This window comes from Nocardia sp. CY15 (genome assembly GCF_009829295.1).
Classification (GTDB): Bacteria; Actinomycetota; Actinomycetes; order Mycobacteriales; family Mycobacteriaceae; genus Nocardia; species Nocardia sputi.
The window spans coordinates 1-18,289 of the sequence record NZ_VUOT01000026.1; the positions used below are offsets into that span (position 1 = coordinate 1).

General features: G+C 68.7%; 18 protein-coding genes. 10 read left to right on the top strand and 8 right to left on the bottom strand.

Annotation, left to right across the window (positions count from 1 at the left end; all coding sequences use genetic code 11):
• Positions 1–417 precede the first annotated feature (417 nt).
• Positions 418–2,832, bottom strand: coding sequence for a beta-ketoacyl synthase N-terminal-like domain-containing protein (locus tag GVY39_RS24680; RefSeq protein WP_159989348.1), 2,415 nt, complete (start codon positions 2,830–2,832; stop codon positions 418–420).
• A gap of 98 nt (positions 2,833–2,930) precedes the next feature.
• Here GVY39_RS24680 and GVY39_RS24685 point away from each other — a divergent pair, with 98 nt between their 5' ends.
• From GVY39_RS24685 to GVY39_RS24695, 3 genes are all read left to right on the top strand, one after another.
• Positions 2,931–3,434, top strand: a complete 504-nt coding sequence (locus GVY39_RS24685; RefSeq protein WP_223516114.1) for a GtrA family protein — start codon at positions 2,931–2,933, stop codon at positions 3,432–3,434.
• Positions 3,435–3,562: 128 nt separating this feature from the next.
• Positions 3,563–4,924, top strand: a complete 1,362-nt coding sequence (locus tag GVY39_RS24690) for a M20/M25/M40 family metallo-hydrolase (protein ID WP_195071057.1) — start codon at positions 3,563–3,565, stop codon at positions 4,922–4,924.
• A 22-nt stretch (positions 4,925–4,946) separates the two neighbouring features.
• A complete protein-coding gene (locus GVY39_RS24695; RefSeq protein ID WP_159928598.1) occupies positions 4,947–5,480 on the top strand; it encodes a YbhB/YbcL family Raf kinase inhibitor-like protein in 534 nt (177 codons plus the stop codon).
• 60 nt (positions 5,481–5,540) lie between these two features.
• Here the strand turns inward: GVY39_RS24695 and GVY39_RS24700 are convergent, their stop codons facing one another.
• Positions 5,541–6,197, bottom strand: a complete 657-nt coding sequence (locus tag GVY39_RS24700) for a maleylpyruvate isomerase family mycothiol-dependent enzyme (protein ID WP_159928600.1) — start codon at positions 6,195–6,197, stop codon at positions 5,541–5,543.
• 72 nt (positions 6,198–6,269) lie between these two features.
• Between GVY39_RS24700 and GVY39_RS24705 the strand changes: the two genes are divergently transcribed.
• From GVY39_RS24705 to GVY39_RS24715, 3 genes are all read left to right on the top strand, one after another.
• On the top strand, positions 6,270–7,220 hold the full coding sequence (locus GVY39_RS24705) for a MerR family transcriptional regulator (protein WP_159928602.1): 951 nt from the start codon (positions 6,270–6,272) through the stop codon (positions 7,218–7,220).
• A 117-nt stretch (positions 7,221–7,337) separates the two neighbouring features.
• Positions 7,338–7,757 carry a hypothetical protein gene (locus GVY39_RS24710; protein ID WP_201295337.1) on the top strand — a complete coding sequence of 140 codons (420 nt, stop codon included), beginning with the start codon at positions 7,338–7,340 and terminating at the stop codon, positions 7,755–7,757.
• A gap of 158 nt (positions 7,758–7,915) precedes the next feature.
• Entirely contained in the window at positions 7,916–9,109 is a 1,194-nt protein-coding gene (locus GVY39_RS24715; protein WP_159928604.1) for a glycosyltransferase, read from the top strand.
• Positions 9,110–9,281: 172 nt separating this feature from the next.
• Here the strand turns inward: GVY39_RS24715 and GVY39_RS24720 are convergent, their stop codons facing one another.
• A complete protein-coding gene (locus tag GVY39_RS24720; protein WP_159928606.1) occupies positions 9,282–9,434 on the bottom strand; it encodes a hypothetical protein in 153 nt (50 codons plus the stop codon).
• Between the two features lie 430 nt (positions 9,435–9,864).
• On the opposite strand from GVY39_RS24720, the gene GVY39_RS24725 reads away from it, so the two are divergent.
• On the top strand, positions 9,865–10,011 hold the full coding sequence (locus GVY39_RS24725; protein ID WP_159928608.1) for a hypothetical protein: 147 nt from the start codon (positions 9,865–9,867) through the stop codon (positions 10,009–10,011).
• Positions 10,012–10,067: 56 nt separating this feature from the next.
• Here the strand turns inward: GVY39_RS24725 and GVY39_RS24730 are convergent, their stop codons facing one another.
• Together GVY39_RS24730 and GVY39_RS24735 are read right to left on the bottom strand one after the other, a co-directional pair.
• Positions 10,068–11,900, bottom strand: coding sequence for a long-chain fatty acid--CoA ligase (locus tag GVY39_RS24730; RefSeq protein ID WP_159928610.1), 1,833 nt, complete (start codon positions 11,898–11,900; stop codon positions 10,068–10,070).
• 279 nt (positions 11,901–12,179) lie between these two features.
• Positions 12,180–13,682: a PfkB family carbohydrate kinase gene (locus GVY39_RS24735; RefSeq protein ID WP_159928612.1), complete on the bottom strand. Its 1,503-nt coding sequence runs from the start codon at positions 13,680–13,682 to the stop codon at positions 12,180–12,182.
• 770 nt (positions 13,683–14,452) lie between these two features.
• On the opposite strand from GVY39_RS24735, the gene GVY39_RS24740 reads away from it, so the two are divergent.
• Entirely contained in the window at positions 14,453–14,836 is a 384-nt protein-coding gene (locus GVY39_RS24740; RefSeq protein WP_195071053.1) for a hypothetical protein, read from the top strand.
• 15 nt (positions 14,837–14,851) lie between these two features.
• On the opposite strand, the gene GVY39_RS24745 is transcribed toward GVY39_RS24740, so the two are convergent.
• The 3 genes from GVY39_RS24745 to GVY39_RS24755 are packed head-to-tail and all read right to left on the bottom strand — an operon-like array spanning position 14,852 to position 17,242.
• Complete coding sequence (locus GVY39_RS24745) at positions 14,852–15,928, bottom strand: quinone-dependent dihydroorotate dehydrogenase (protein WP_159928614.1); 1,077 nt, start codon at positions 15,926–15,928, stop codon at positions 14,852–14,854.
• Positions 15,929–15,932: 4 nt separating this feature from the next.
• Positions 15,933–16,232 carry a DUF5703 family protein gene (locus tag GVY39_RS24750; RefSeq protein ID WP_236565646.1) on the bottom strand — a complete coding sequence of 100 codons (300 nt, stop codon included), beginning with the start codon at positions 16,230–16,232 and terminating at the stop codon, positions 15,933–15,935.
• Positions 16,232–17,242 carry a YncE family protein gene (locus GVY39_RS24755; protein ID WP_159928616.1) on the bottom strand — a complete coding sequence of 337 codons (1,011 nt, stop codon included), beginning with the start codon at positions 17,240–17,242 and terminating at the stop codon, positions 16,232–16,234. Before GVY39_RS24755 ends, GVY39_RS24750 begins: the two co-directional genes overlap by 1 nt.
• 153 nt (positions 17,243–17,395) lie before the next feature.
• On the opposite strand from GVY39_RS24755, the gene GVY39_RS24760 reads away from it, so the two are divergent.
• Both GVY39_RS24760 and GVY39_RS24765 read left to right on the top strand, forming a co-directional pair.
• Positions 17,396–17,749 carry a hypothetical protein gene (locus tag GVY39_RS24760; RefSeq protein WP_159928618.1) on the top strand — a complete coding sequence of 118 codons (354 nt, stop codon included), beginning with the start codon at positions 17,396–17,398 and terminating at the stop codon, positions 17,747–17,749.
• A gap of 6 nt (positions 17,750–17,755) precedes the next feature.
• The gene (locus tag GVY39_RS24765) at positions 17,756–18,283 is read left to right on the top strand and encodes a hypothetical protein (protein WP_159928620.1); all 528 of its coding nucleotides are present in this window, start codon (positions 17,756–17,758) and stop codon (positions 18,281–18,283) included.
• The last annotated feature ends 6 nt before the right edge of the window (positions 18,284–18,289 follow it).

Here is an 18,289-nt window from a genome sequence, read left to right on the forward strand (position 1 = left end):
ACCGGAATCAACGGCTCCAGCCGCACCCATAACGCATCGGTCACCACCTCATCAACCACCCCGAAAGTGTCGGACACGTTGCGCCGCAGAGCAAACCGTCACACCGACTCATTCTGAACTGAACTGTTAGACCAAACCCACCCGGACCGAGGGCAGCATAACCCCCGGACCGGAGACGAACCGGGTCGGCGAATGCCGCTCACTTCCTTACCGCATGCACGCGGACGCCGACAGCTTCCCGGTGAAGCTTCGGCCAGCCGAGGCGTCGAAATCGGTGGCCGGGCGTGGGAGCGGTAGAAGTGCTCGCTTCCCTGGTCCACACGAGGCCTGGCCGCGCCGCACGTCGCTGTTGCAAGCGGGCGACAGTGCGTCCACCGCCGGATCTGCCGCGTCGCCGAATTGTTGCCGAAAGCCTGTTCAGCCGAGTAGTTCTCGGCTCAACGCCACCAATTCGGCGGTGGAAAGGACCTCCTCCGGCATCAGCGGGTCCACCGGCCGTACCGGATCCGCTATAGGTGTACTGGTCGTGCGGGCGAGCGGCTCCCCCGGTGCGTGACCCGGCCCGAGTCTGGCGCTCAGTTCGGCGGCCAGCGACTCCACCGTCGGGCAACCCCAGATGATAGCGGCGGGAACGTCGATGCCGAGACGGGCGGCGAGGCGGGCGGACAGCTCCACGGCGTGCACCGAGCCGATGCCGAGCTGATCGAAGTTCTGGCGCGCGGCGACCCGGTCGGGGGCGATGCCGACGACTTCGGCCAGTTCCCGCGTGACCAGCACGGCCAGCGCCGCGACGCCGGAATCGTCAGCGGCTTGCGGCGGTCCTTGTTGGGTGGTCGCGGGCTGCGCTGCCGCATCTCGCACGGCCGGTGCGGCGGTCGGCATCGACGGCACGGTCGGCTTCTCCGACCACACGCGGACAGCGGCCGAATGATCGACCCGTACAGCGATTTCGACCGGGTCGGTAGCGGCGGTCGGCGCCGCCGGAGTGCCGCCGCGTTCCCCGGCGGGTGTCTGCGGATCCGCCCAATGCCGTTCCCTCTGGAAGGGATAGGTGGGTAGCGAGATCGGACGTCCGGGCGGGTTCACGGCCGCCCAGTCGAGTTCCATGCCACGCTGGAACAGTGTCCCCGCCGCGGTGAGCAAGTCCCGGCGGGCCACCGTGCCGGGGCGTAGCGCCGCCGACAGCACCAGGTTCAGCGCTTTGCGCTCCGCGTCGCCTGCCCGTTCCGGAGCGGTCTCGCCGAGGTAGCCGTCGAGGAACTCGACGACTTGGTCCACCTCGTCGGCCACCACCGAAAGCCGATGCTGGAACGGTGTTCTCGTCGCGAGAGTGTGCGCGAGGTCGCCGAGGCGGATGCCGGGATGGCGCACGAGATGCTCACGTAGCCGCTGCGCGTGCGCGCGCAACGCGGTCTCGGTGCGCGCGGACAGCACCACCAGCCGCTCCGAGAATGCGGGCGCGGTCAGCGGGCCGGGTAGGGGCGCTGCTTCGACCACGACGTGAGCATTGGAGCCGCCGAAACCGAACGCGCTCACCGCCGCGCGCGCCGGGCCGTCGTGCCGTGGCCACGGCAACGCGGCGTCGGCGATCCGCAGTCCCGTGGTCTTCGAATCGAATTCCGCTGGGAGGCAGTCGAAGTGGAGACTGCGCGGAATGCGACCACGGGACAGGGCGAGCGCGACCTTCACCAGCCCCGCCAGGCCCGCCGCCGCTTCGGTGTGCCCGATATTGGTCTTGATCGAGCCGACGATGAGCGGCGCTTCGGGAGCGCGGCCGGTGCCGTAGACCTCGGCCAGCGTGGACAACTCGGCGCGGTCACCGACAGCGGTGCCGGTGCCGTGCGCCTCTACGTAGTCGACGGTGGCGGGATCGACCCCGGCATGCGCGCAGGCGCGCCGCAACAACTGCCGCTGCCCATCGGCGCTGCTGGCGGGCATGGAGCGATGCCTGCCGTTGTTGTTGGTGGCGCTGCCCAATAGCGTGCAGTAGACGCGGTCGCCGTCGCACAGCGCCTGCCGCAGTGGCTTGAGAATCACGACCGCGCCGCCTTCGCCACGAACGTAGCCGTCGGCGGAGGCGTCGAAGGTGCGCGAGCGGCCACGCTCGGACAGCACCCCCAGAGCGGACAGCCCGATCGCGGTCTCCGGGATCAGATTCAGCTGCACACCACCGGCGACGGCCAGCATGCTCTCACCCGCGCGCAGCGCCTGACAGGCCAGGTGCACCGCGACCAGGGACCCGGCGCAGGAGGCGTTCACGGTCATGCTGGGGCCGTCGAGACCCAGGAAGTACGACACCCGGTTGGCGATCACGCCCTCGACGTCTCCGGTACTGGTGAACGGCGTGATCGCGGTGGCGCCCCTGGCGAGTTTGACGGCGCGGTAGTCGTTGAACTTGTTGGCGAAATACACGCCGCTCCGCGGAGTTCGATCGGGCCGGATCGCCGCGTCCTCGAACGCCTCCCACGCCAATTCCAGCGCCAAGCGTTGCTGCGGATCCATATCGGTCGCCTCGCGCGGGGTGATTTCGAAGAACTCGGCATCGAAACCGGCGACGTCCGGCAGATATCCACCGGCGACCGATACCGTTTTGCCCGCGGCGGCGCGGTCACGGTCACGGTAGTCGCCCGACCAGCGACCGGGCGGCGGTTGGTCGGCGACCGCGTCGGTCTCCTCGATCAGCAACCGCCACAACGCTTCCGGGGAATCCGCGCCGCCCGCGAAGCGGCAGCTCATGCCGATCACGGCGATCGGCTCCACGGCGTAGGCGGGGACGTCGGACTCTGCCTGCCGAAGACGGTTGCGCCGCTTGGCCTTTTTCACGCTACTCACCTGCCCGCGATCCACCGACCGTGCACCCGCGGAACATGCGGTGCGGTGAATCCGCCGATCTTGTTGTGGGGTCGGGACATGTGCCGGAGACTTTACCTGTGCTGTTTTCCGAACGCCCCGTTTTCGCTCGGGTGACGTCCGTGCTGGGGGGCGAGGCACGGCGTCGAGAACTATTTCGTTTCGCCTCCGTCGGCCTCGCGGCGTTCACGCTGGACACCGCGGTCTTCCTGACATTGAAGAGCACTGTGCTCGAGTCGCACCCGGTCACGGCGAAGGTGGTCGCGGTGCTGGCGGCGATCACGCTGTCGTACGTGCTCAACAAGCAGTGGTCCTTCGATGCGCGCGGCGGGCGGCGCGGGCATCACGAGGCCGCGCTGTTCTATCTGGTCAGTTTCCTGGCCGTCGCGATCAACACCGCACCGCTGTGGGTGTCGCGGTATGTGCTGCATCTGGAGGTGCCCGAGGTCTCCCGCTTCACCCAGAACGTGGCCGACTTCGTCGCCGCCCAGCTGATCGGCACGGCGCTGGGCATGGTGTTCCGATTCTGGGCGTTCGTGCGGGTGGTGTTCCCGCACGAGGTGGACCGCCCCGGCACGGTGTGAACGCGCGGTTGCGATCACCCTGACCGCAACCCTGTCGCGCGTGATCGCCCACCGTGCGGGTAGCGGCGCCACGTCGCGATACCCCGGTCACACGTTTGCGCCACCGCGCGGGTGGTAGGAAGGGGGACGTGTCCGCAACTGGCGAAGGAATCGACCCGAACAGAAGCTCGCGCGCGGTGTCGGAAGTGGTGGAGCTGGTCAGCACGCTGATCCGCTTCGACACCTCCAATACCGGTGACCTGGCCACCACCAAGGGAGAGCGCGAATGTGCGCAGTGGGTGGCCGACCAACTGCACCAGGCCGGATATGTCACCGAGTACGTCGAGTCCGGAGCGGAAGGTCGCGGCAATGTCTTCGCGCGGCTGGAAGGCGCGGACCCGGGGCGCGGCGCCCTGATGATCCACGGGCATCTGGATGTGGTGCCCGCCGAGGCCGCGGACTGGAGCGTGCATCCGTTCTCCGGCGCGGTGCGCGACGGCTACGTGTGGGGTCGCGGCGCGATCGACATGAAGGACATGGTCGGGATGACGCTGGCGGTGGCCCGCCAGTTCAAGCTCGAGGGCACGGTGCCGCCGCGGGATCTGGTCTTCGCCTTCCTCGCCGATGAGGAGAACGGCGGCAAATGGGGTTCGCAGTGGCTGGTGGACAACCGCCCCGACCTGTTCGACGGCGTCACCGAGGCGGTGGGGGAGGTCGGCGGGTTCTCGCTGACCGTGCCGCGGCCCGACGGCACCGAACGCAGGCTCTACCTGGTGGAGACCGCGGAGAAGGGGCTGGGCTGGATGCGGTTGCGCGCCAAGGCCCGCGCGGGCCACGGCTCGTTCCTGCACGAGGACAACGCCGTCACCATCCTCGCCGACGCGGTGGCCCGGCTGGGCAAACACACCTTCCCGGTGGTGCTGTCGGATTCGGTGGCCGCCTTCCTCGCCGCCGTCGCCGAGGAGACGGGCCTGCAGTTCGATCCGACCAGCCCCGACATCGAGGGACAGCTGGCGAAGTTGGGCACCATTTCCCGGATCATCGGCGCCACACTGCGTGACACGGCGAATCCGACCATGCTGCAAGCCGGCTACAAGGCCAACGTGATCCCGCAGACCGCCGAGGCGGTGGTCGACTGCCGCGTGGTGCCCGGGCGGCAGGCGGCGTTCGAACGTGAGGTCGACGAGTTGATCGGCCCCGACGTCGAACGCGAGTGGATCACCAAGCTCGATTCCTATGAGACGACCTTCGACGGCGATCTGGTCGACGCGATGAACAACGCCGTGCTGGCCCATGATCCGCGGGGCCGCACCGTGCCCTACATGCTCTCCGGCGGCACGGACGCGAAAGCGTTCGCCCGCTTGGGTATTCGCTGCTTCGGTTTCGCGCCGCTGCAGTTGCCGCCGGAGCTGGACTTCACCGCCCTGTTCCACGGCGTCGATGAGCGGGTGCCGGTGGAGGCTCTCGAATTCGGCACTCGCGTGCTGGAACACTTCCTACTGCACAGCTGAACCCGACTCGAAAAGAGGTTCCATGACCTACAACCCCTACGACGCGCTTCCCCAGGTGCCGTCGTTCACCCTCACCTCCACCGACGTCACCGACGGGCAGCCGTTGGGCAACGATCAGGTCAGCGGCATCTTCGGCGCGGGAGGCAAGGACATCTCCCCGCAGCTGTCCTGGTCGGGCTTCCCGGCGGAGACCAAGAGCTTCGCGGTGACGGTGTACGACCCCGACGCACCCACCGCCTCCGGTTTCTGGCACTGGGCCGTCGCCGACATCCCCGCGAGCGTGACCTCCCTGCCCGCGGGCGCGGGCAGCGGTGAGGAAGGCGGCGCCATGCCGACCGGCTCGATCACCCTGCGCAACGACGGCGGCTTCCACGGCTTCGTCGGCGCCGCCCCGCCGCCCGGCCACGGCCCCCACCGCTACTTCGTCGTCGTTCACGCCGTCGACGTCGACAGCCTGGGTATCGACGAGAGCGCCACGCCCGCCTACCTCGGCTTCAACCTGTTCTCCCACACGCTGGCGCGCGCCACCCTGGTCGGCACCTACGAGCAGAAGTAGGGCACCCTCGCCGGAATGTGGCCTCGAGCGGACGCTCGGGGCCACAATGCGTTCCGCCGCCTACGGGCGGTCATCTGCCGCGAACCGTGCCGCCCCGTCTCCGGAGAGCTGGTCCCACGCTTGGCTGCGACCGGTCACGGTCAGCAGGAGGGCAGCGAGCGGGCCCGTGATGATCGCCCCGTCGCCCGCGGCCCAGTCGGCGTCGGTAGCGACGAGACGGTAGCCGGCGAATTTCCTCCGCGCGTGGAAAGGGGCGCCCGTCGTCCAGATTCGCTCCATCGCCACTCGCGCGGCGGCGCTCGGCATCTCCCGGGCGATGCCGAGCGGGATCGCGATGTCCTGGCCGTGCACCAGCAGGTCCATCAGCCGGTCCGCCGGTGTCGTGCCGAGCGCCGTGACCCGCGCGTCGATGCTGCCACGCAGTTCATCGAGCAACTGGCCGGTCGTGACGCGGTCCGCGTGGCGAATGGCGGTATCGCGGATCGCTCGGTCCAGGCTGCCTCGGGCGCGGATCAGATTGACCAGAATCCAGCCGATATCGGCGCGGGCCGACAGGACCAGGTGCGCGACGACCTCACGCACCCGCCAGCCCTCGCACAGCGAAGGGTGGTCCCAGCCGGTTTCGGGCAGCTGTGCCAGCAGCGCGGCCAGACCGGCTCGTTCGGCGGCGACAGCCCGCCAGATCTGCTCGGCGCTCATCGTGGTGTCCTCGGTCATCGGTGTAGCTCCTTGTCGCAGTGGGTGTTCCGGTACGGTAGGAACTCCACTCGGGTGGAGGTTCCAGCGATCGTGACGGAGAACACACGCCGCGACGGCCTGGTGAGTATCGGGGAGCTGTCGCGATCGACCGGCGTCGCGGTGCGCACGCTGCGCTTCTACTGCGACGAAGGGATTCTGGAGTCGCGGCGCAGCGGAGGCGGTCACCGGTTGTTCGATCCGGTGACCGCGGCCGATCGGGTGCTGCTGGTGCGTCGGCTGCGCGCACTCGGTCTGAGCCTGTGCGCGATCACCGACGTTCTCACCGGCGGGATCTCGATCGCCGAGGCGGTCGCCGCCGAGCGCGCCGCGCTCGACACCGAACTCGGTGCACTGGCCTGGCGACGGGCCTCGCTGGTCGCGGTCGAGAACGCTGCCCCCGCCGACCGCGCCGCACGCTTGGAGATGCTTGCCGCCGTGCAGGACCGCAGCCACGCGCACGACGCGCTCGTGCGGTTCTGGCGACGACTGCTCGCACCTCTACCGCCGGCGATGTTCGACGGGTTCGTCGCGATGAACATCCCCGACCCGCCGGCCGACCCGGATCCTCGGCACGTCCTCGCCTACGCCGAACTCGCCATCGGCATCGCCGACCCAGCCCTGAGCGCCGCACTCTCACACCAGCTCTGGCGCACAGATCCCGCCGGAATCGGCGACAAACGCGCCCTGCTGACCGCGGTGGCCGAAGTCTGCGAGAGCGTGGACTCGCTCATCACCACATACCGCGAACCGCACCCCGGTCCCGAACTCGACCGATTCGTCCACGCCCACGCAGCCGCTCGACGCGACCGCGACACCCCGCGCCTGCGGCGCCAACTGCTCGCCGACGCCACCGACACCGACCCTCGCATCCACCGCTACTGGACGCTCACCACTCGGATCACCGGCGCCAGGACCACCGGGGCGGCTCAGTATTGGCTCTACCGAGCATTGGCACGATGGGCCGATCAGGCATCGCTGGATGGTGGCCGACTCGATTGCTGAGGGTATGCCCAGCAGTGGTTGTCGTTGTCGCGCCACGGTCGGCCGAAGGCGGTACTCTGCCGCTGGACGGCCGCCCAAGTGGGTGCGCGATGGAGTGATGAGGGCACGGATTTGATCATTCGCACGGAAACGGCTTGGGTACTGTTCTTCGCTGGGCTCATCTTTCTGTGGGCACTGATTCTCGGCGTATGGAAGTGGCAGGCGATGACCACCTCCCCGGATGGTCTGGCACATCCTTACGTCGACATCGCCCACCGAGCCGCTTTGCTGTATTCGTTCGCGACCGGACTGATCGCACTGTTCGTCGAACTGTCCGGCTGGCCGACCGCGGTGAACGCCACAGCCGCCGGTGCGATAGTCCTGCTGTTCGCAGTCACCATTTCCAACTACATCCGCCTGGGATTGCAGCGCGAAACCGACAACCAGATGCGCAACCCACCTCCCTCGATGCGTTTCGTCCTCGTCGCCCTGATCATCGGCGAGATCGGAGGCTTCGCCGTACTGCTCACCGGCTTCGCCGTAGAGCAGTTGGGCTAGGGGTTCGACGTCACACACAGGTGATTTTCAAGGGTGGGAACGATTCGGGGGTCGTGGCATGGCGCTTCGGCTCGATGATGGTTGGCATGGGCGGCATCGATGACCTCGTTCTGACTGAATGGCTCACTGCGGATCCGGCTGCGGATCGTCGGTGACACGTGCGGGCGTTATTGGTGGCCAGCGGGTCGCGTGGGGACGTCGAGCCGCTGTTGGGGCTCGCGCTGTGGTTGCGGGAGCTCGGCGCCCAAGCGCGTGTGTGCGCGCCGCCGGACATCGCGCCGCGTTGCGCTGAGCTCGGGTTGTCGCTGGTGCCGCTGGGGCCGCTGAAGGCCGGTTCGGGAGGCGGGAGGCTGTCGCGGGTCGAACTGTCGCAGTACGTGACCGATTGGCCCGCAATTCAGTTCGACACGATCCTTCCAGCGGCCGCCGGATGCGACGTGGTCGTCGCATCCGGCGTGACACAGATCGCGGCCCGGTCCGTCGCCGAGAAGCTGGGCATCCACTACCAGTACGTCAGCTATCAGCCGACCACCCTGCCCTCGCCACATCACCCGCCGATGCCGCTGCCGGGCGATCGACCCGCACCGGCCGCCATCGGCAACCAGCTGCTGTGGGAAATCGACACCCACGGTTGGAACGCGCAGTTCGGTTACCCGCTCAACACCGGCCGGGCGGCGCTCGGGCTACCGCCGGTAACCGCGGTACGCGACCACGTCATCACCGAGAGCCCATGGCTGGCCGCGGACCCGGTCCTGGGTCCATGGTCGCCATCGCCGGATCTGAACGTTGTGCAGACCGGTGCCTGGATCGTGCCCGACGAACGCGCATTGCCCCCCGAGTTGTCGGCGTTCTTGGACGCTGGCACACCACCGGTGTACGTCGGGTTCGGCAGTATGCCGATGCGCGCCGGCATCGCCCGGGCGGCGATCGAAGCGATCCGCGCCCACAGCCGCCGTGTGCTCCTTTCTCGTGGCTGGGCCGAGTTGGCTTTGACCGATGACCTGCCCGATTGCATGGCCGTCGGCGAGGTCGACCATCAGGCGCTGTTCGCTCGGGTCGCCGCCGTCATCCACCACGGCGGCGCCGGCACGACGACGGCCGCCGCACGGGCGGGCGCGCCTCAAGTGGTGGTACCCCAGATGATGGACCAGCCGTACTGGGCGCGCCGAGTAGCCGATCTCGGCATCGGCGCGGCATGCGAAGACGCTGACCCCAGCACAGCGTCGTTGTCCGCCGCTTTAGACATCGCCTCGGCGTCCACCACCCGAGCGCGCGCGAGCGCGGTGGCCGGCATGATCCGCGCGGACGGGGCGGCGGTGGCGGCCAAACTGCTGATCGACGCGATCAGCTGAGACTCCGCCCGCACTCGGCCAGATGCGGACACGATCGCGAGCCGCCGGTCTGCGATGGTGTGTGGCTCTGCCACCGGCCCCGCACCCCGGCGCCCCGAACGCGAACACCTATGTCTCCCGCCGATTGCGCCCTATCCGTTGTCGCGTCGGAACCCGGTGCTGGATAGACCATTCAGAACGCATAGCGGTGGTACTGGGCGATCATCCGCACGGCCGGAACCAGTGACATCAGTTTGCCCATCAACAGGTAGCCGCGGGACACGCCCTGTTCGAACGAATCGGAGTCGAATACCGATATCGCATCCCCGGTCGCAACGGTGGACATTTCTGACACAGCCCGATTTGCCGGAGGACATGACGTTGTTCGCGGAACTGTTCCGGCTCGACGTCTCGGTGGTGCGGGCGGGTGGCACGGTGGCGTTGCCGAGTCCTGCCGCTCGGGGGACCGGGTTCCGTGCGTGGGTCGTGTGCCCGCGCAGTGGTTTCCGGCCTTCCGGGAGTGTTGTGGTCGCCGCGATTCGTGGCTGTGCAGCCGAGCGCGCCGCTCGCCGGAGGACGGGCCGCGTGTATGCGCAGGGGTGAGAAGGGGTCCTGGATCATGTTGGTGCACTGCGGGTTCGGCACATGCGATACTTGTTTGCTGGCGCGCTACAACAGTGTAGGGAGCGACAGTCGTGAACCGTGATGAGCGGCGGGAATCTCCGAGGCCTTGCGAGCCGGATGTCCACCTGTCGGTGTTCTGGCACGGTGCCCGGATGGACTTCGTCGCGTGCGTCACCGCCGCGTGCTTGTTCGTGCAGGAGTGGCGTGCCCGGCACTGGCACGAGGCGGTCGAGGTGTCGGCCGACGACACCGACGGGTATCCGCGCTTGCCCTGTGAGCGGCTGTATCTGGAACCGTGAGAGCGGCTGTGGCCCTGAGCGTAATGCTCAGGGCCACAATGCTTTCGGCGCGCCGCCTACTTGACGTTGATCACCCGATCGGAGGGTTCCTTGGCGTACAGCGCCTCGATCTCGGCCTGGTACTCGGCCGCGATGGGAGCGCGCTTGAGCGACATCTTCGGAGTCAGCTCCTCACCGCCGGGCTCCCACACGGCACCGAGGATGGTGAACCGCTTGATCTGCTCGACCCGCGACAGTTTGGCGTTGCCCGCCTGCACTGCCGCCAGCACCTCGTCGACGATCTGGGGGCGGGTGGCCAGGGCGGCGATGTCCTCGCCGGTGGCGTCGAGTTCCTTGGCGCGGATCGCGGCGACGTCGGGGTCGAGCACGATCAGCGCGGCGATGTAGGGCTTGGCGTCGCCGATCGCGACGGCCTGGCCGATCAGCGAGGAAGCGGCCTTCACCGCGTTCTCGATGTTGCTGGGGGCGATGTTCTTGCCCGCCTCGTTGATGATCAATTCCTTTTTGCGGTCCACGATCCGCAGGTAACCGTCCGCGTCGAGAGTGCCGACATCACCGGTGTGCAGCCAGCCGTCGGCGTCGATGGCCTCGGCGGTCTTGTCGGGCATGTTGCGGTAGCCGCGGGTGACGATCGGTCCGCGCACCAGCACCTCGCCGTCGGCGTCCAGCCGCAGTTCCATGCCGTCGACCGGGCGCCCCACCGAGCCGGGGCGGGGCTTGTCCAGCTCGGTGAAGGTGCCCACGCCGGTGGTCTCCGACATGCCCCACACCTCGCTCACAGTGAAGCCGAGACCCAAGAAGTATTCCAACGTCTCCGGCGGGATCGGGGCGGCGCCTGAGGAGGCGACGGTCAGCTGATCCAAGCCGAGTGCGTGGCGCAACTTGGACAACACCAGCGTCTCGGCGATCTTGTGCTGCGCGCTCAGCAGAGGACCGCGACCCTTGCCTGCCAGATCGGCGCGCGCGGCGGCGACTCCGGTGGCGATCGCCCAGTTGGCCAGCGCTTTCTTGACCGGGCTCGACTCTTCGGCGAGCTTGCCCTCCACACCGGCCTTGATCTTCTGCCACACGCGGGGCACGCCGAAGAAGGCGGTCGGGCGCGCGTCGGGCAGCGCCGCGGCGACTTCGCGCGGGTCGGGCACGGTGGTGATCTGGATGCCGGTGAGCAGGTTGATCGCGTGGGCGGAGATCCGGTCGGCGACGTGGGCGGCGGGCAGGTAGGAGACTGCGCGGTCGTCCAGGCCGACCTGTAGTGGACCGTTGACCAGGGCGATGATCTGGGCGAGCACGTTGCGGTGGGTGATCTCCACACCCTTGGACGGCCCCGTGGTGCCGGAGGTGTAGATCAGGGTGGCCAGATCGTCGGCGCCGACGGCCTGCCATGCGGCGTCGAAATCGAAGTCGGCGGCGGGGGCGGCCTCGACCTGCTCCAGGGTGATGGCGCCCTCGGCGGGACCGTCGACCATGATGATGTGCTCGATCGGCACACCGGAGGCGGTGATGCGGTCGAGGAAGACCTGTTCGGTCACGACGACTTTGTTGCCCGCGTTGGTGAACAGGTGGGTGATCTGGTCGGGGGAGCTGGTGTTGTAGATCGAGAACGGGGTGGCGCCCAGGTGCAGTGCGGCGGTGTCGACGAGGTTGAATTCGGGGCGGTTGGTCAGCATGATGCCGACGGTGTCGCCGTGGCCGATGCCGAGACCGGCCAGGCCCGCGGCGATCGAGCGCACCCGTTCGGCGTACTCGCGCCAGGTGTATTCCTGCGTGCCGCCGACCTTGCGCAAGGCGATCTGCTCCGGGCGCAGCCGCGCGGTCTCCTGGAATGCGGCGGGCACGGTGTACACCGTCTTGCCCGATTGGTGCGCGTATCCGATTTCTGTTGTCGTCATATCCCTGTTCCCGATATCGCTGGGGGTGAACCGGACGCCGGTGTGCGCCGATGTCCGATCCGAGACTCGAAACCTTGACGTGATGCGGTGAATACTCCGTCAGTCTCTCACGAGTCGGTGCGCCACGTGTGGCGCGGCTCACTCATCGTAGCCAGACGCGGCAATCCGGGTGGGCCGAACTTCAACAATCCTTCAGGCAATGGTCGGGCTCGTCGCCGCACTGAGGACTGCCGGATCACTGCCCTTACGACGAACCGGTGCCCGGCGTCGCCAGGCCGGTCAAGGCTCATGTACGGCCAGCCGGGAAATCCTGTCGATCTCACTGGGTAGCGGCATGGCTCCGGGAACGTCGCCCACCGATTGGGTCGCCACCATGGCGGCGGTCGCCCAGAGGTAGTCCTCGCGTGCGGCAGGGCGCCGCGATGTGAGCAGACGGTAGACCAGAGCGGCGCAGAAGGCGGCATGAGCGCCGACAGAGCGCTCGAGCGCGGTCGGATAGGGCTGGAATCGGTCGTCGACCTCATCCGACCACACCGCGCACCGGAAATCTCGCAGCGCGCACACCGTGCCCACGCCGAGCGCCCGCAACCGCGTCGCGGTCTGTGCACCGCATGCGGTCGCGCCGTCGGCGACCATCGCCAGCGCCTCCAGGTCCTTGTCGCCGCCGACGAGGTAGTCCACCACGCCGAGATGCCGATACAGGTATTGCGGGCGATCCAGGCGCGGGGCCGGATGCGCGACCACCAGCGGGCGGGCCGGGAGCTTGCGCAGCTGGGCCAAGATCAGCTCGAGCACCCCGGCGGGTTGCTCGAAGGTCAGCAGCAGCGCCTCGGAACCCGCGATCGCCGATGCGATGGCGTGGCCGCGTAAATCCGGGGCGCTCAACCGGATTCGCTCGTCTTTGCAGCCGACTCGGCTGGCCACACCTGTACTCGCGACGATCACGGCCGTGACCGGTGTCGGCGCATGGGGCACCACTTTCACCAGTTCGGTGTCGACACCTTCGCTGCGCAGATACTCCAGGATGCGGTCGCCTGCGCCGTCGTCGCCCACCACCGAGATCAGCCGCACCCGCAGGCCGAGCCGGGCGGCCGCGACGGCGCGGGTGAGTCCCTTGCCACCGGGATGCTCCTGATAACTGCCGCGCGCGGCGGCACCGGGACCGGGGATCTCGTCGACCACGTACATGTGGTCGATGACCGCGTCGCCGATCACGGTCACCATGCCGCGGCGATCTGACGAATTCCGTTGCGGAGAAGAACCTTTCGATGAGGAATCAGCGTCCACGGCATGTGCTCCGGCGAATACCGAGGCCGTGGCCAACCGCACGGCCAGTTCGGCGAACGCGCGACGCGCGGGAGTCCCGCGCAGGGACCGCACCGTCAGCGTGCGGGGAATCGGTTGCGCCCCGGACGTTTCGTGCAGAACCGACCATTTTTCGGTGAGGTATTCGCGGCGCTCGCCCAGATCATGGGCGTAGAGCCGGGCGGGATCCACATCCGGGGGCGGATTTTCGCGCAACAGCCCCAGCGACAATTCCGCGTCGGTGATGAAACGATCACTGGGCGACAATCGTCGCGCCAGCTCACGTACCACCGGCAGCACCGCCTCTTCCCGCGGGACGCCCGCCCGTCGCGCGAACTGGCGCACTGCCAGCAGATCCAGTAGCGGCAGCACGTCGATCTCGGTGCTGCGCAACCGATCCGAGCTCAGACCCGAGCGCGTGCACAGCCGGGTGAGGATATCGCGAATGGCAACCATTCCCGGATCGGGCGCGACCACGGCGATGCCACCTCCTCGATCGGCGCGAGACCGACGCGTGTACGCGCCTACGCCGCGCAAATCGGGTTTATCCAGCAGGCGAAATGTCAATTACCAAATTACAACGGCAATTGCACTCGGGGAACGGCAAATGCCACAATGGTTGTGGCGATTCCCATCGCTCCACCAGGCGCATCGGGAGGGCTGGTGACGAGAATGCTACTTCAGATCAAGCGGCTCCGACGGCGACGGCGGCACCGCCCCGCCGCACCGGAGATCGACCCGGCGCCGAAGTCGGTGATGGACTGAACGGCCCGTGAGCTACGCTCGCGGCACCGAGCACCGGACAACGACCGGCCTGCGTGCTCTTCACGGCGTTTCCCCGCCGACCACGCCTCCGACGAGGACGGATTCGTTCCAGACGTCGCCGACGCCCGGTATTCACCTGTCACGGGCGACGTCGGCCCCGGCAACGTCCCTCATCGGCCGCACCGCACCACGCCGCAGGCGTGGACCGCACAGCTGCGGCGAACTCACCGCCGACCCATCTCGCCGACACACCCGTACATCACCGGACCGCACCGCTGCCGAGCGACGCGCTCGACGGCTTGGGCCGGCCGCGGGCCACTCGGCCCGGGCACGGGCTGCCCGCGCCCACCGACACAGCACACGGCAGGTGCGGCACATCCACCGCGCCGCACCAACAGATGCACGACCGGAGGCATTCGTGATCATCGAACTCGAAGCGCCCTGGAGCCTGCCTCACTCCACCTGTCGCACCGGAGACCGCGATGACCATCCACACCACCGAGTGGACGATGACCAGTGACCTGACCCCGGAATCGGCCTGCCGCGACACCGACGCCACCGACGACTGGCGGCTGAGCTGGCTGCCGGACCGACGGCTCACCCGCAGTCAGGCGCTGGCCGGCATGCACCTGGACGAACTGCTCAGCGACCCGCACCTCGTGCACGACCGCATGGCACAAGCCCGCGTCGACGTCTACGCCGACCAACTGGGCATCTTGCGCGACCACGCGGTGATCCTGCTCGCCAAGCGCATGGCGGCGCGGCTGGGCCGGCAATTGGCAGCGAAGGAGGATCCGGCGCCGCCGGGGCACGATACCCGCGACCGGCGATCGCACAGCCCGGAAACACCGTTCGTGCACGGCTGAACGTCATCGCGCGGGTCAGGCGTGCGCTTTGTGCTCCGCGCCGACTGCCTCGCCGATGCTGCCGTACCCCTCGGCGCGCAACCGCTGCGCCAGGCCGCGATGGATCCTGCGCATCCAGAACGGACCGCCGTAGATGAAACCGGTGTAGCCCTGCAACAGCGTCGCACCGGCGAGGATGCGTTCCCACGCCTGGTCGACTGTTTCGATACCGCCGACCGAGATCAGCACCAGACGATCGCCGACGCGCCGGTACAGCCGCCGCAGCACTTCGAGCGAACGGTCGGCGACCGGCGGACCGGACAGACCGCCCGCCCCCATGGCCTCGACCTCACCGACCGGGGTGCGCAGGCCGTCGCGGCGGATGGTGGTGTTGGTGGCCACGATGCCTGCCAGGCCGAGTTCGACGGCCAGATCGGCGACCGCGTCGATGTCCTCGTCGGACAGATCCGGTGCGATCTTCACCAGCACCGGCACCCGCACGCTGTCCAGCACCGCCCGCAGCAGCGGGCGCAGCGATTCGACCGCCTGCAGATCCCGCAGGCCGGGGGTGTTGGGGGAGCTGACGTTGACGACGATGAAATCGGCCAGCGGCCCCAGCAGCGCCGCGCCGGCGGCGTAGTCCGCGGCCGCGGCATCCGGCTCGACGATCTTCGTCTTGCCGATGTTCGCGCCGATCGGCACCCCGCCACGCCGCCTGCGCAGACGTTCGGCGGCCGCGGCGGCGCCGTGGTTGTTGAAACCCATCCGGTTGATCAGCGCCCGATCGGCGGGAAGCCGGAACAGCCGCGGCGCCGGATTGCCCGGTTGCGCCTGCGCGGTGACGGTGCCGATCTCGGCGAAACCGAACCCCAACGGCGCCCAGGCATCGACGCCGTCGGCGTTCTTGTCGAAACCGGCGGCCAGGCCCAGCGGCGCGGGGAACTCGACCCCGAAGGCCTCGGTGCGCAGGATCGGATCGCGGGTGCGCAGGATCTGACTCATCGCCCAGCGCAGGGGCGGTAACCAGGCGGCGAACCGCATGGCCGCGAACACGAGGTGGTGGATGCGTTCCGGCGCGACCAGGAACATCAGTCGGAGTAGCAGGGCGTACATCGGCTCACATTCCGGGTTCGGGCTGGGGTAGTAGTGCGGATTTTCGCCGCCGCAGCAGCACCCGCCTGCTGCCGTCGGTGTAGGCCCGCACGCGGGAGAGTTCCCAGCCACCGAACTCGGCCTGGATCGCCAGCCGCATGGACGCGGTCATCCGCGTGACATCCGGCGGCAGCCGCAGCGGCACGTACTCGTAGTCGTCGCTCGTGGTTTCCCAGCCCGCGGGCAGCGCGCGCCCGCGCCCCCGATGAGCTGTCGGATCAGCAGATGCCGCGGAATCGTCGCCCGCGCGTGATGTCCGAGCCATCAGTGCCCTCTCTTCCGATCGTCCGCACCGATCCGTTGCAGACCCTCGCCGGTCGCGGACCCTACGAACAGATCGCCGGTGCGTTGCTCGATGGCCACCGAGTTCGGTTGCCGGACGGTGGCGTAGCGGCCCACTTCCTTCGGTATACCAGTCGACAGGTCGAATCCGACGACCTCGTTGCGCTGCGTGCACGTCACCCACACGGTGTCGGACCGCTGATCGTAGGCAAGTGCGTAAGGCGAAGATCCTACCGGGAAACGCTGGCGCAACACGAGCGGTCCGGCGGTGTAGACCAGCAGTTCGCCCCCGGCGGTATCGGTGACCACGAACCGGCCGCGTGTGTCGCCGATCAGCTGCGTGGCCCCGTCACCGGCCCGCAGCGCCAATCCGGGGCGCTGCTGGGCCGGGTCGAACTCGAAGATCGCGGTCTGACGCCGGTCGAGCACGGTGAGCTTGCCGTCGGCTTCGGCGAGTGCGTCGGCGGAGACGAGCCCGGACACGGTGTGGGTCACCTCGCCGCCGGGGGCAAGCTCCAGTACCCGGCCGTCGGCGGTGCCGACGAGCAACCCGCCGTCCCGGCGGGCGCGTACCGACCGCACGTCGCCGTCGACGGCCACCTCACCGACCGCGCCCGAGGTCAGATCCACCCGCAGCACCCGGCCCGGCGCGGCCGCCAGCATCTCACCCGGCCTGCCCGGCGCGAGACCGCCGGCACGCTCCGGCAGCCGCACCGTGCGGACCACGTGCGGGGCGGCGTCAGGGTCGATGACGGTGAGAACGGCGCCGTCCAGGCCCACCAGCAGCCCGCTGGAGGGATCGGCTTCCAGCGCGGTGATCGGGCCCGCGGGCAGTACCCGCCCGGCCGGCGGTGTCGTCACCGCGGGCGCGTCCGCGGCGGTGGCCGGTTCCCTGGTCGGCAGATCGGGACCGCCGCCGGAGGAGCATCCCGCCAGCAACGCCAGCACCGCCACACCCGCGAATGCCGAGACGACCGAGCCGCGAGGGCGCATCCACCGAACTCCTTCTACCGACGAATCATCCGCAACCTTTCCATCTGACCATGATGACGTAACGAACCGACCGACCGGGTATCGGCTCGAGCGGAATGTCGGTGCTCAGGGTTACGGTGGAGTCTCACACCGTCCGATACAGGGAGATCCGGGTTGGAAACCGACCATCCGTCGGAATTTGCCATCGACGACATCACCGTCGGCCCGTACGCGCACGGATTCGGGTCCACCGCCGATGGCCACCCCTTCGCGTTCCGCACGGTCCGCGCCACCCTGACACTGGAGATCTACCGCCGCGACCTCGGCGAGGTCGTCCCCGGCCCCGACGACGTGCTCGCGGTCGCCGAAGCCAGGGTCACCGACATCGACCTCGACGACGAACGCAGTGTCGCCGCCCTGGTGCGGGATATGATCCCCGACGCCGCGCCGGTCGACGCCGCGGCACGGGACGTCACGACCGTGCGTGCCCTGCTGGGACGGATCAGCTCCGTCATCGAAGGTATGTAGGAAGTGATGACCCACACACGACTCGCCCGCGCCGCGCTCACCGCCGCGGGCCTGCTGCTGGCCGCCGCGTGCGGCAGCGACACCGCCGACGACGCCGCCGTCGACGCCGCCCGCTCGTCGGCCAACGCGTCGCTGTCGTCCTCGATCGCCGCCTCCTCCAGCGCCGCGCACCCGCCGCTGCCCACCGCCGCCGACCTCGACGCCCAGATCAAGCGGGCGCTGGACCCGGCACTGCCCGACAGCGAGCGCACCGCCCTCATCGAGGACGGGGAATCCTTCCGCCAAGCCATCCCCGACATGTACAAGGCGCTGCAGGACAACCCGCGCGCCGTCTACGGCGTGACCGACCCGGTGTTCGACAACCACGACGGCACGCTCACGGCCACCATGCGGCTGGACAAGGACGGCACCGGCACCGCGGTCCGCACCACGGTCGTGCATTTCGTGCTCGTAGACGGCAAGTGGAAGATCTCGCGCACCGACCTGTGCGGCATCCTGCGCTCGGCCGACTACCGCACCCCGGCCTGCGGCTGACCGGGC

Coding starts and splice junctions, on each gene's coding strand:
- GVY39_RS24725 (WP_159928608.1), top strand. CDS start 9,865: ATGGACTTCGTCGCGTGCGTCACCGCCGCGTGCTTGTTCGTGCAGGAG.
- GVY39_RS24700 (WP_159928600.1), bottom strand. CDS start 6,197: ATGACCGAGGACACCACGATGAGCGCCGAGCAGATCTGGCGGGCTGTC.
- GVY39_RS24750 (WP_236565646.1), bottom strand. CDS start 16,232: ATGGCTCGGACATCACGCGCGGGCGACGATTCCGCGGCATCTGCTGAT.
- GVY39_RS24730 (WP_159928610.1), bottom strand. CDS start 11,900: ATGACGACAACAGAAATCGGATACGCGCACCAATCGGGCAAGACGGTG.
- GVY39_RS24720 (WP_159928606.1), bottom strand. CDS start 9,434: ATGTCCACCGTTGCGACCGGGGATGCGATATCGGTATTCGACTCCGAT.
- GVY39_RS24765 (WP_159928620.1), top strand. CDS start 17,756: ATGACCCACACACGACTCGCCCGCGCCGCGCTCACCGCCGCGGGCCTG.
- GVY39_RS24740 (WP_195071053.1), top strand. CDS start 14,453: ATGACCATCCACACCACCGAGTGGACGATGACCAGTGACCTGACCCCG.
- GVY39_RS24695 (WP_159928598.1), top strand. CDS start 4,947: ATGACCTACAACCCCTACGACGCGCTTCCCCAGGTGCCGTCGTTCACC.
- GVY39_RS24745 (WP_159928614.1), bottom strand. CDS start 15,928: ATGTACGCCCTGCTACTCCGACTGATGTTCCTGGTCGCGCCGGAACGC.
- GVY39_RS24755 (WP_159928616.1), bottom strand. CDS start 17,242: ATGCGCCCTCGCGGCTCGGTCGTCTCGGCATTCGCGGGTGTGGCGGTG.